The organism is Paenibacillus sp. Pae15, assembly GCF_024519685.1.
Classification (GTDB): Bacteria; Bacillota; Bacilli; order Paenibacillales; family NBRC-103111; genus Paenibacillus_G; species Paenibacillus_G naphthalenovorans.
In genome coordinates, this window is the sequence record NZ_JALJRM010000004.1 from 165,064 (window position 1) to 177,750 (window position 12,687).

Here is a 12,687-nt window from a genome sequence, read left to right on the forward strand (position 1 = left end):
CGTCATACCACAGTGGTTTTCTGTCTATTATACTACAGCCCCCTGTTCTTTTTGAAATGGAGTTTAGATTTTCTATAATTCGGAAACCATATGGGCAATAGGAGAGCTATAAGAGGTGGTGTGTATATGAAGGACCCGACATTTGCTATTCGGATTAATGACCAGGAATATACCTGTACCCCGAATCAAACGATTTTGGAGGTAGCCAAAGCGAACGAGGATTACATCCCGCACGTCTGTTATCATCCCAACTTGGGTGCGATTCAATCGTGCGATACGTGTATGGTGGAAGTAGACGGTGAATTAAAACGGGCCTGTGCCACTCCGGCTGTACCCGGGTTAAAGGTCTACAGCAAGTCCAAGCGGGCCAAGGACGCCCAAATGGAGGCCATGCAGCGGATTTTGGAAAATCATGAGCTGTACTGTACCGTTTGTGACAATAACAACGGGAACTGCACCGTACATAATACGGCGGAATATTTGCAGGTCGAGCATCAAAAATACGAATTTTCGCCGAAACCTTACCCTCCGGACAACTCGCATCCTTTTTATCGCTATGAGCCGGATCAATGCATCCTTTGCGGCCGGTGCGTTGAAGCGTGCCAGGATCTGCAAGTGAATGAAACGTTAACGATTGACTGGAGTCTGGAAAAACCGCGGGTCCTGTGGGATAACGGGGTTCCTATCGATCAGTCCTCCTGTGTGTCGTGCGGACACTGCGTAACCGTATGCCCGTGCAATGCGTTAATGGAAAAATCCATGCTGGGTGAAGCGGGGTATTTGACGGGGCTCCCGAATACTCTCCTTTTGCCGATGATTGATTTGACCAAAAATGTGGAACCGGGGTATCAGGAGATCTTTGCCATCTCGGAAGTCGAAGCGGCGATGAGGACATCCCGCATCAAGCGGACCAAGACCGTTTGTACCTATTGCGGGGTCGGGTGCAGCTTTGAAGTGTGGACCAAAGACCGGAAAATTCTCAAAATCGAGCCGCAGGCGGAAGCCCCGGTCAACGGAATTTCGACATGCATCAAAGGCAAGTTCGGCTGGGATTTTGTCAACAGCGAAGAGAGATTAACGAAGCCGTTAATTCGCAAAGGGGATACGTTTGTCGAGGCGACATGGGATGAGGCTCTGACCTTGATTGCCGGCAAAATGAAAGAAATGAAGGAAACGTATGGCCCCGATTCGATCGGCTATATTGCTTCCTCGAAATGCAGCAATGAGGAGAATTTCATCTTTCAAAAGTTTGCCCGGGCTGTGATGGGAACGAACAACGTAGATAACTGCTCGCGTTATTGTCAGTCTCCGGCTACGGCGGGGCTGATGCGTACAGTGGGAATCGGCGGCGATTCCGGAACCATTGTGGATATTGCCAGTGCGGAATTGGTGTTGGTGGTCGGAGCGAACCCGGCGGAATCTCATCCTGTACTGGCTACGCGGGTCAAACGGGCTCATAAGCTCCACGGCCAGAAATTGGTGGTCGTCGATCTTAGAAAGCATGAATTGGGGGAGAGAGCGGACCTTTTTCTTCGCCCCAAACCGGGCAGCGATTTAATTTGGCTGTCTGCTGTGACCAGGTACATTCTGGAGCAAGGATGGGAAGATAAAGAATTCCTCAACCAACGGGTGAACGGTTTCGAGGAATACATAAAATCCCTGGACCTATACACGCTGGATTATGCAGAAGAGCAAACCGGACTAACCAAAGACGAGATCGTTCGAATCGCAACCATGATTCATGAGTCCAAAGCGACGTGTATTTTATGGGCCATGGGGATTACCCAGCATATGGGGGCGACGGATACCAGCACGGCGATATCCAATCTGCTGCTAATTACAGGAAATTATGGGCGCCCAGGTACAGGGGCCTATCCTCTGCGGGGACATAACAATGTTCAGGGGGCTTGTGATTTCGGGACGATGCCGGCATGGTTTCCGGGCTATGAGGCTGTACAAAACGACACCGTCCGGGCCCGGTATGAGCGGGCATGGGGCGTGAAGCTTCCGGAAAAACCGGGTATGAACAACCACCAGATGGTCGAAGGGATTCATGACGGCAAGCTGAAGGCCTTGTATTTGTTCGGGGAAGATATGGCGCTTGTCGATTCCAACTCGAATCACGTGCAGGCCGCATTCGAAAAGCTGGAATTTTTCGTGGTTCAGGATATTTTCTTTTCCAAAACCGCCCAGTTTGCCGATGTGGTGCTTCCCGCGGCGCCAAGTCTTGAAAAGGACGGGACATTCACCAACACGGAAAGAAGGATTCAGCGCTTTTACAAGGTGTTCGAGCCTCTTGGCGATTCCAAGCCCGATTGGGAAATCATTCAAGAGATGGCTAACCGTCTTGGGGCTAATTGGAACTACAAGCATCCGTCCGAGCTGATGGATGAGGCGGCAAGCCTCGCGCCTGTTTTTGCAGGGGTCAGTTATGAACGGCTGGAAGACTGGAAGAGCCTGGTGTGGCCCGTGGCGGCCGACGGAACGGATACACCTCTGTTATACACGGAGAAGTTCGCGTTTCCCGACGGAAAGGCCAGATTGTTCCCGGTGGAATGGACACCGCCGTATGAAGCTGGAGAGGAATTCGATTTGCATTTGAACAACGGCCGATTGCTTGAGCATTTCCATGAAGGAAACATGACCTACAAATCCAAAGGGATATCGCATAAGGTGCCTAGCGAATGGGTGGAGGTATCGCCTGAACTGGCTAAAGAACGCGGCATTGATCATGGCGCATTGGTTCGTCTTACCTCGCCCTATGGCAAAGTGGAGGTGCGGGTGGAGGTGACGGACCGGGTGAAAGGCAATGAATTGTATATGACGATGAATTCGGCGGAAGACCTGTCTGCGGTGAATCGTTTGACGAGCAGCTATCACGACCGGATTACGCACACGCCGAATTTCAAAGAAATGGGAGTGAAGATGGAAGTATTGGAACCGAAGGGGAAGCGGCCGCTTCCGCCCGTGAACCATCGTTTTGGGCATCGTGTACCGCAGCTCGGCGTAAAGATAGAGGAAAAGTGGAAGCGTTCCGACTATACGCCGATTCCGGAGATCATTGACGGGGGGGACAGCCGTGGCGAAGGCGATTACCAACATTGAAAAGCACATACCCGATCAGGCGGAGAAAGAGGCACAAGCGGTTCGGCACATCGTACAAGCTGCCGCGGGCTCTCCCGAGCCGCTGGTCAAATTGCTGGATATCCTCCAGGAACTGGACCGGCTGGGCGTGCTGGATGCGATTCAGGGAATATTGAAAAACAGCGAACAAATCGCTTCCATCGGGATCCATCAGTTGAATAAACCCGGTGCTCATCGAATCATAAAGAATGCGATAGGGGCCGTTCAATTTTTGAGCCGATTGGATCCGGACAAGCTTCAAACGATTTTTCACGGCTTGTCCGCCGGCGTAGAATATGCCGCCGACGATTCGCCAACCAAGAAGCAGGGATTATGGGAGATCATCAAAACATTGCGCGAACCCGAAGCCGGCGCATCGCTATCCATGATGACGAAATTTTTGCAGGGGATGGGCAAAGGGCTGAAGGAATCTCAGTAACGGTGATGAACGGGGTGCAGCAGACATGATTACAAAAACGGTAGTCATTCAAGGTATGGATGACCAGGAGGATGTCAATAAAGTCCGACGCGCCCTGCATGAGGTTTGGGGTGTCGACAGCGTGGAGGTCAGCTTAAGTAAAAAAAAGGCTACATTTACCTATGACGAGACGGCTGCCTCCTTTCGTGATTTCGAGCAGGCCGTTCATGAATTGGGGTATGAAATCAAGACGGAGGATGGCGTTGCGGAATAACATTTGCATGATTGACGTACCCGAAATATGGCAGGAGGAAATGACGTATGCCCATCATCTGTGAAGTTTGCGGAAGTATCGAAGATTCCGGGGAGTGGATTGCTCCAAACGATCATCTCCACGTTTGTGCAAATTGTGTGACGGATCGGCAGCCGCCTGACCTATCCGGGCTGCAGGATGAGGAAAAATAGCGCAGTGATAAGGAAAAGGGCTGCTCAAGCGTGAGGCAGTCCTTTTTGCACTTGCATAAACTAATAATGTTAGTTATATTAAAACTAATATCATTAGTTTTTGTGACAAGGAGATGGTTCCATGAGAATCATTCGGGAAAATAGCTTATACCAATTGACGTTTTTGTCCCGCATTTTCCCCGTGAACTGTTATTTGGTGGAGGAAGATGACGGTTTGACGCTGGTGGATGCCGCACTGCCTTACAGCTCAAAGGGAATTATGCAGGCGGCCGCTCAGATCGGCAAGCCGATCACCCGGATCGTATTGACCCATGCGCATGATGATCACGTAGGCGCTCTCGACGCGCTCAAACAAGTGCTTCCCGATGTTCCCGTGCATATTTCCGCAAGGGATGCGCGGCTGCTTGCCGGAGACCGCACGTTGGAGCCCGGCGAGCCGGATACCCCAATTCGCGGCGGCATCTCGGGTAAAGTTCGGACGAGGGAGGACGTTCGTCTTCAGGAAGGAGACCGGATCGGTTCACTGCTTGCTGTAGCGGCGCCGGGGCATACGCCGGGCTCGATGGCTTTTCTCGATACGCGCACGCATGCGCTCATCGCCGGCGATGCCTTGCAGACCAGGGGCGGTATTGCGGCAGCCGGACAGCTTCGGCCATGGTTCCCTTTTCCTGCCTGGGCTACATGGAATAAGCAGGCGGCGCTAGAGAGCGTACTCAAGCTGAGGGACTACCGTCCTTCGCTGCTTGCGGTGGGTCACGGACGCATGCTGAGGGAGCCCGAAGCCGCTATGGATCGCGTTATTGCTGAAGCAGGCGGAATCTGAAGCATCATCAATCGTTCTAGTAAAGGAGCAAATGGTATGTCCCCAAGAATCGGCCTCGACTTGCCAACCATTATACAAGCCGCTGCAGAAATTGCCGATACGCAAGGCGTCGATGAAGTGACTCTGGCCTCGCTTGCCGGCAAATTAAAGATTCGCCCCCCGTCGCTCTACAATCATGTGAACGGGCTTCACGACTTGCGCAAAAAGCTCGCGATCCATGGCCTCGAGCAGCTCCGCATCGTATTGACGCGCGCTGCGGTAGGACGCGCAGGAGATGAGGCGGTGCGAGCGCTCGGTGAAGCTTATGTAGCTTTTGCCAAAACCCATCCCGGATTGTATGAAGCGACCCTTCGCGCGCCCGAGCCGCAGGACCCTGACGTCCAAAAGGCGGGAGCGGAAATCGTGGATCTGGTCGTACGCGTGCTGAGGGCTTACGATCTGGAGGGGGAAGCGGCGCTTCACGCTGTACGAGGCTTGCGCAGTATTCTCCACGGCTTCGCCTCGCTTGAGCAGCGTGGAGGCTTCGGACTCCCGCTCGACCTCCATGTGAGCCTTCGTTTTTTGCTCGATACCTTTTTGGCCGGAATCCATAAAATGAAACCGGGCGGGAAAACATTCGGATGAGTTTTCGTTTCCTTTGTAGCGGGCTAGGTGCAGAAATTGTATAATATGGATGTATCTGCAGGGTAAAATAGGAAGGGTGAGTTTAATGAATCCGCAAACGGCTAGATTGTTAAACCTTATACAGTTGATATCCGAGATCGGAATTGCTGCCGGTTATTTGATCGGTATGATTCCTTTGGCATACGCCTGGTCGGGTACTTGGGTCGTTCCGCTGGCGGTCGTTAACTTGATCATTGCGTTATTGACCTCTAATGGAACCCTCGTGATGACCATCATTAATGTCGTGCTTTCACTGGTCAGCTGGATTCCGATTGTCGGCTTCGTGACCCGGATCGGCGGGAGCATCGTATCCGTCATAAACATCATGAACCTCCGCCAGCGTGTCTAAAGGCTCCGGCCTTCAGACGCTGTCGGGTGGCCGATTACGTTTTTGCGGCCAAGCTTTCTGTGGACCGAATGGTTCTTGCCCGAAAGGCTTCTACAAGAAGCTTTTCTTTTTTTTTGCGCCTTTTTTTACGGCGTATGGGGATAAGGCGGGCAAATCCGCCACCGGCAGAACACCGGAAACGGATAATACTTAATATTTTGGTTACGTTATAAACATCATCCAGTATGTTAGGAGTCAGACGATGATCAGTAACCGCGAACTGAAAGGCCAGATGGATCAATTAGCCGAACAAAACCAGTATTTGACGGAAGAACTGGAGCAAATCAAGGCATTATTGAAACAGCAGGCGAAAAAAAATCAAGGACAACAAGCTTCTAACCAAGATTCACAGGATAGCGGCGGAAGCTCCGCCAGTTCCGGGGGTTCCAATGGCAATAGCATCTCCGATCTGGCCAACGATTTCAGCAAGCTCAAAGATTTAACGAGCCAATTGGAGAACAAGATGAACAATTATATTGCCCAGCAATCCTCCACTAAGCCGATGAGCGACGAAGATGCCGTCAATCTCATCTTAACGATGATGAACGGGATGATCGACTGGTCGATGGACCTCCTTTCGAGGTCGTCCAATTCATCGAATTCACAGCAATAGAACCGCTCACGGCTGACCGTCCCCGTCAAGGGGACGTTTTTTTTATGCGGCTCCGCTGCCTGACGACTGCGCTGCCAAGCCGATTTTCAATCCAGCATCCGCCGAGTGCATGGATTCAGCCGCTTCACTCAATATTCCATGGTGATGACCGGAACGCCCAAGGTGACTCTCTGTTTGCCCGTGTCGGAATGTTCATGGACGGCTGCCTGAAGGTTCATTTGCCGTTCTCCCGTAAGCAGTCGGGCCTTAAGATCGCGAGAAAAATAAGAGACGCTGACCGTCCCGTTGTCCGTATAGCGTTCTACTTCTGCCGCATTCAACAGCTGCGGCAGCCGCTGCAGAAATTCGCCTGCAGCCGCATGTTTTCCCCGCAGCTCCCCTTGAACCATCACATTCCACTGGACCGGCATGTTCAAGGAAGCCATTTTTTGCTCAAGCTCTTGCTGCAGCTCCAAAATGTGCGCCAACCCTGTTTCGCTATCCGTTTCCAGGCTGAGGACAAGGTACGCTGACCGGTCCTGCAGGGTGCCCGTATAAAGCAAGGAAAGCACTACGTCATGCAGTGTCTTCGTCGTTTTGTATGCCAGATGATCGGCCTCATGCGCAAGCTGATGATTGACAGGCAGACCGAATACCGTGCTTAATTCCGCGGCTGTCTCGGCAAAATCCTCTTTATTTATGAACGTGGAATAAGGGCTGAATTGTTTGATAAGCACCTTTTTATTACCTTCCATGACCCGGTCGGATAACGATAGCAGCCGCTGAGCGTCAGATTTCGCATTGGCGCTGACATCGAATCCCTTCCAAATCAATAGTGCAGCTATGATCATCCCTATAAAAAACCATCTGGATTTCATGATACCGGACCTCCCGTGAATACTTGACATACTCTAAGGATGACCCAATCTGGCAATCTTTAAACATCGATTGATAGATTACGAGAATCGTCCTTCCTCTTGCCGTTTAACGTGACGTACCCATGATGTTCCTTACCTCTTCCATAGTCGGCATACCGTCTAGTATTTTTGGTTGTTTCACGGCTATTCCTCCTTATTTGAGATCCACAGTCTGCTCCACAGATCAGGGACATCCGCCATCCCCTTTTTTGTCATGATTGCGGCAAATAATCTAGGACCCGAAGTGCTGTATCCCGAGCCACTGCTTCACGAGCAGAGCATGATCGCTGGTGTGATCGATATACGGTGCGTTAGCGGAAGAGAACAGCATGAAATCTTGCCCCCAATGACCGGCACAGCCGACATGAATCCAATGATGCATAAAAGACGCGAAATCATAACCTAGCCGCCAGCCGTGCATGATCCCGTCCATGGACAAATAAATGACCTCTCCGCTCGTTTGATCAATGCCAAAATAGCTTCCGTTTCCGTGGCTGCAAAACAGCAGGGAGTCGGCCCAATGGGTTCTGCAGCCGTTCTCGTCAAGGTAGTCCAGATCCTCCCTGAGCTGCTCCAAAGCCGTCAGTTGATCCAGATCCCACAGCCCGCAGTCCAAATAACCGCCGCTGTAGATGGACCTTTCCTTGAATTCAGGCACGTTTTCGTTGTCGCTTTGATAAGTCCGGGCATTTTTTCGCAGGACAAGACGCTCCGACTCGTCTAAAAACCAATGAAACCTCACCTGTTTCGAGAAACCGCTAAGCACGCTGCGCATCGATTCCGGAAGCCTCCTGCCGAGCTTGGACTCGACGTCAGCGCGAAACTGCTCTTCCGGCATGCGATAGTCTTTAGCGGTTGAAGGGTTTCCGTCCCGTATACTCATCAGTATATGAAACAGGTATCTCATACTCATGGCTTCACTCCTCCAAATTAATAGTATTGAAAAAAAGGAGGGATTTCCAGTTTCATTCCAAACTTTTCTTTATAGCAGCAACTTTTAAATGAGCTTTCTCGTCATAGGATTTATGCGGATAATACGATGCTTAGGAGGATCGCAATGGAAGGGTTACGATCAGAGAGAATAAAGGGGGTCCGTCGGCTGCTGCTCCTGCTGCTTGCGCTTTGCATGACCTTTCAAATCATGGCAGGAACGGTTGGCGCAGCGCCGGCTGCTTCCGGAGTCGAACTGCAAATTCAGACGGGCATCGACGGAAAAATGAAGGAAGGCCGATGGTTTCCTGTCAAATTCACGCTGACCAGTCCACATGAGGATATAAGCGGTGATTTGGTCGTACAAGTGGCAAGTCAGACGGGAGGCAAGGATATCACCTACGTGAAGCACGTCGAGCTGCCCAGGCAGAGCACGAAAACCGTATGGATGGCGCTGCCGGGCATGACCCTGAACAGCCGCAATAATGTCGTGAAGCTCTATCAGGGTCCGGTAGAAGGCGGGACATTAGTGCCGATCTCAAAAGGCAGCAATTATATTGAAACGGTAAGCGTGCGTTCTACCCAGGTAGGGGTGCTGGCACGCGATCCCGATACGCTGAATTTTTTGTCTCTATTGAATACGCAGGGCTATGACGTGAGTGTATCCCGCTTGAATGTGGCGGACTTTCCCGCGGAAACCATGATGCTGGACGGTCTGGATGCGATTGCGATTAATGATATAGCTACCGACCAGCTCAGTCCGGAGCAGGTACAGGCGATTAACGGCTGGGTGGCCAGAGGGGGAAGCTTGATTCTGGCCGGCGGCGCGGGATATGCCAAGACGGCCAAAGCATTCGAAAGCCTGTCTCCAGTCACTTACCAAGGCACGATCTCTTTAAGCAAGCTGGGCTCTCTGGAGAACTTGGCGGCCAAAGAGCTGACCCTGACGGAGCCGTTTACGGTGTCCTCCGCTGCGGTGAAGTCCGGGAATGTGCTTGCGCAGGAAGGACAGGTTCCGCTGCTTGTGAGCAAAGAGGTGGAAAAAGGCCGGGTCTGGTACGCAGGATACGATTTATCCTTGCAGCCGCTGGCATCATGGACGGGCAATCCGAAGCTGTGGGAGCAGGTGCTTCAACCCCACCTGGTTACCTCCGCGGCTAAGAACGGATTCCAGACCAATATCATGAACCGGTACTGGGACCTGCAGTATATTCTCGATTTTTTCCCGTCGATGAGGATGCCATCCTTCTTTTTATTGCTGACGCTGTTTCTGGTGTACGTCCTGATAGCGGCGCCATTGTTATATTTACTGCTGAAACGATTGGATAAACGCGAATGGGCCTGGGTCATCATTCCCGTCCTTTCCATCATCTCCAGTATCGGTATATTTAGCGTAGGCGCCTCGGACAAAAGCTCCGTAATGACTCACACGCTGAATACGCTGGAGCTCAGCGGGAATGGCCAAGGCACGCGAAGTGCGGCAACGGCGGTATTCGTTCCAAGCGGCGGAACCTATGAGCTTCAGCTGCCGAAATCGGCTAAAGTGGTATCGTTCAGTGAAAACCGCGGATCGATGAATCAGAATGGCGAACTGGCCGGGGCAACCGATCAATATTTGTACATGGATGAAGCTGCACGTCTTGTGTGGACGGATGTGCCTTACTGGTCCGTCCGCAAAGCTCAGGTGGAGCATGCGGAAAGCGAGCCTCTTGGCCAATTTGATGTGGCGGCGAGCATTGACCAAAACGGAATCAAAGGCGAAGTGACGAACCAAACCAAGTCGGACTTAACGAACGTCAGCTTGATCTATAACCGCCAGCTGTTTGCCGTCGGCGATTTGAAGGCGGGAGAGAAAAAAACGATCGGCGGCAGCATCAATACGATACTGCAAGGCTATATCGATTTCGGCCAGTTGATGTTTCCATATAACCATACCGGAGGGCCGGATGTATTCAACCGGGAGCGGCAAATGGTCAATGCCTACATGAACAGGCTGTGGAACACCGGTGCAGGCGGTGAAACTATGATCATCGGTTGGAGCAAGGATAACGAATCGTTGTATCAGGTCAACGGCCGGAAGGCGCAATCCGACCAACTGAACATGTGGGTGCAGGAAGTGAAGCTTCAAGTGGTGCAGGGAGACAAGATCTCCATCCCTTACGGATATTTGAGTCCGTCCATTGTACAGAACAATCTGCAGCAGATGCATCGCGAGCCGGACGGCAACATGTTTGCCGGCAGCGGCGATTTCACGTTCGAATATAACCTCCCGGTCATTCCGGGGGCACAGTACGATACGCTTCGCATTCAGAGCGCCGGAGGCTTGCCGCCTTATTTATCGCTGCAAATATGGAACGAGGCCAGGAAGGATTGGGATCCGCTTGATTTGCGTTCGGTGTTCGTGCTGCAGGACGGCCGGCAGAACGATATGCTGATCGGAGGCCGGACGATTAGGCTGAAGGCTACGGTGACGCAGGATCTGAGCTTCCGTTATCCGCAAGTGTCTTTGGAAGGAACGGTGAAACGATGACCACGCCTATGATCGAAATTGAGAACTTAACCAAAACCTACGGCAGCTTCACAGCGCTGAAATCGATGAGCATGTCGATTGCCAAAGGAACGGTTTTTGGGTTTGTCGGACCAAACGGCGCGGGCAAATCGACGACGATGTCGATCCTCGCGACGCTGCTTGCACCGACCTCCGGGACGGCGAAGGTTGGGGGTTACGAGGTTACGCGGCACCCGCAGGAAGTACGCAAGCTGATTGGTTATATGCCGGATTTCTTCGGCGTGTACGATCATTTCAAGACGACCGAGTATTTGCATTTTTACGGTGCGAGCTACGGGATTCCCCGGGCGGAGCGGGAAAAAATGATTCCGCAGCTGCTCGAGCTTGTCAATCTGACGGACAAAGCCGACTTTTACGTCGACTCGTTATCCAGAGGAATGAAACAGAGGCTGTGTCTGGCGCGGTGTCTTGTCCATGATCCCGAGCTGCTGATCCTCGACGAACCGGCATCGGGGCTGGATCCCCGGGCCCGTATTGAGATGCGGGAAATTTTAAAAGAGCTGAAATCGATGGGCAAAACGATCATGATCTCCTCGCACATTTTGCCGGAGCTTGCGGAGATGGTTGACGAGATTGGCGTCATCGAGCATGGCGAACTGATCGCCAAGGGCAAGGTACAGGACATCCAGAACCGGATGCGAACCAATCGGACGCTGCATATCCGGCTCATGGAGGGAGAAAAGGACGCCGCGGAATTTTTGCGCGACCAGCCGCATGTCTCGATGGTGCTGGAGGATGAACAAGGCGTGCACGCGCATTTCGGCGGTCAGGATGAAGAGCAGGCGGAACTCCTCGGCGCTTTGATAGCCAAAGGGTTTCGGATCGTATCCTTTAGCGAGGCGCAGACGAATCTGGAGGATGTATTCCTGGAAATCACCAAAGGAGGGGACTCGGCATGATGGATCGCATGTCTTGGCGCAGCAAGCTGATCAACCCCGTGCTGGATAAGGAGTTTCGCTTGCGGATGAGAACGTTCCGTTCGCCGCTGGCGCTCATGTTCTACCTGCTTACGATCGGGCTTATAGCGCTGGGCTTCATTTATTTGAACATAGGCGGGTTTCGTGGTGGTCCGGTCGGCTTCAACCCGAATCAGAGCCGTGAAATGTTCTATGTATTGAGCGTGGCGCAGCTCGTCCTCATCGCTTTCATGACACCGGGCTTGACGGCGGGCGTGGTCAGCGGAGAAAGGGAAAAGCAAACGCTGAGCATTCTGCTCACCACGCAGCAAAGCTCGGCTACGATCATTTTAAGCAAGCTGGTCTCCTCGTTAAGTTTTATGCTGCTTGTCATTCTGGCGACGCTGCCGGTGTACAGCATCGTCTTCTTGTTTGGAGGCATCTCGCCGAAGCAGCTTGTACTTGTCTTTTTGTTTTACGTGTTTACCATGTTCGTACTCGGGGCGTTCGGTGTGATGTTCTCGACACTGGTCAAACGGACGATGGTATCGGTTATCGTGACGTATGGCTTCACGATGTTCATTTTCGGGGCAACGGGGCTGCTATTCTTGTTTCTTCAAGGCTTGATGAGGCAGATTTATCAAAGCAGCACTGCCACTTACTCCTGGATCGGCTACGTGCTTGGGTTAAATCCGGTGGCGGCGCTGTTGAGCCTGTTTGAGCCGGATATTTCAAGAGAGGCGTTTCGTACGTGGAATAACAACAGCTCCGTGATGAATCAAGCCCCTCCGATTGAGCTGTGGCAGGAGTTTGTGGCGGTTTATGCCGTGCTGGCGGTAGCAGCGGTCTTGATCAGCATCCGGTACATTCGTCCGGTGCTCAAGAAACGAAGAAAATAAGGAG

Annotated in this window: 13 protein-coding genes; 11 read left to right on the forward strand and 2 right to left on the reverse strand. The window is 52.1% G+C overall.

The window, feature by feature from the left end; genetic code table 11:
- The first annotated feature begins 126 nt into the window (after positions 1–126).
- The 8 genes from fdhF to NR121_RS05100 all read left to right on the forward strand — a co-directional run bounded on the left by fdhF (position 127) and on the right by NR121_RS05100 (position 6,493).
- The gene (gene fdhF, locus NR121_RS05065; RefSeq protein WP_074727373.1) at positions 127–3,105 is read left to right on the forward strand and encodes a formate dehydrogenase subunit alpha; all 2,979 of its coding nucleotides are present in this window, start codon (positions 127–129) and stop codon (positions 3,103–3,105) included.
- A complete protein-coding gene (locus NR121_RS25250) occupies positions 3,080–3,562 on the forward strand; it encodes a helical membrane plugin domain-containing protein (RefSeq protein ID WP_074727372.1) in 483 nt (160 codons plus the stop codon). The genes fdhF and NR121_RS25250 overlap by 26 nt, the downstream gene beginning before the upstream one ends.
- A gap of 25 nt (positions 3,563–3,587) precedes the next feature.
- Positions 3,588–3,815, forward strand: coding sequence for a heavy-metal-associated domain-containing protein (locus NR121_RS05075; RefSeq protein WP_054817386.1), 228 nt, complete (start codon positions 3,588–3,590; stop codon positions 3,813–3,815).
- A 47-nt stretch (positions 3,816–3,862) separates the two neighbouring features.
- The gene (locus NR121_RS05080; RefSeq protein ID WP_160327408.1) at positions 3,863–4,006 is read left to right on the forward strand and encodes a hypothetical protein; all 144 of its coding nucleotides are present in this window, start codon (positions 3,863–3,865) and stop codon (positions 4,004–4,006) included.
- A gap of 121 nt (positions 4,007–4,127) precedes the next feature.
- Positions 4,128–4,829, forward strand: coding sequence for an MBL fold metallo-hydrolase (locus tag NR121_RS05085; RefSeq protein WP_062410654.1), 702 nt, complete (start codon positions 4,128–4,130; stop codon positions 4,827–4,829).
- A gap of 36 nt (positions 4,830–4,865) precedes the next feature.
- Positions 4,866–5,453, forward strand: a complete 588-nt coding sequence (locus NR121_RS05090; protein WP_062410655.1) for a TetR-like C-terminal domain-containing protein — start codon at positions 4,866–4,868, stop codon at positions 5,451–5,453.
- 85 nt (positions 5,454–5,538) lie between these two features.
- Entirely contained in the window at positions 5,539–5,841 is a 303-nt protein-coding gene (locus tag NR121_RS05095; protein WP_054817387.1) for a hypothetical protein, read from the forward strand.
- Between the two features lie 241 nt (positions 5,842–6,082).
- Positions 6,083–6,493 (forward strand): hypothetical protein, encoded by a 411-nt coding sequence (locus tag NR121_RS05100; protein ID WP_054817388.1) that lies wholly within the window; start codon positions 6,083–6,085, stop codon positions 6,491–6,493.
- Positions 6,494–6,621: 128 nt separating this feature from the next.
- Here the strand turns inward: NR121_RS05100 and NR121_RS05105 are convergent, their stop codons facing one another.
- Entirely contained in the window at positions 6,622–7,350 is a 729-nt protein-coding gene (locus NR121_RS05105) for a YwmB family TATA-box binding protein (protein ID WP_062410656.1), read from the reverse strand.
- 271 nt (positions 7,351–7,621) lie between these two features.
- Positions 7,622–8,302 (reverse strand): SMI1/KNR4 family protein, encoded by a 681-nt coding sequence (locus NR121_RS05110; protein ID WP_074727370.1) that lies wholly within the window; start codon positions 8,300–8,302, stop codon positions 7,622–7,624.
- A 144-nt stretch (positions 8,303–8,446) separates the two neighbouring features.
- Here NR121_RS05110 and NR121_RS05115 point away from each other — a divergent pair, with 144 nt between their 5' ends.
- From NR121_RS05115 to NR121_RS05125, 3 genes are read left to right on the forward strand one after another with little or no spacing between them, the layout of a single operon-like run.
- On the forward strand, positions 8,447–10,849 hold the full coding sequence (locus NR121_RS05115; RefSeq protein WP_256830784.1) for a DUF7408 domain-containing protein: 2,403 nt from the start codon (positions 8,447–8,449) through the stop codon (positions 10,847–10,849).
- A gap of 8 nt (positions 10,850–10,857) precedes the next feature.
- Entirely contained in the window at positions 10,858–11,787 is a 930-nt protein-coding gene (locus NR121_RS05120) for an ABC transporter ATP-binding protein (RefSeq protein ID WP_074727462.1), read from the forward strand.
- Positions 11,784–12,683: an ABC transporter permease gene (locus NR121_RS05125; protein ID WP_418007066.1), complete on the forward strand. Its 900-nt coding sequence runs from the start codon at positions 11,784–11,786 to the stop codon at positions 12,681–12,683. Before NR121_RS05120 ends, NR121_RS05125 begins: the two co-directional genes overlap by 4 nt.
- Positions 12,684–12,687 lie beyond the last annotated feature (4 nt).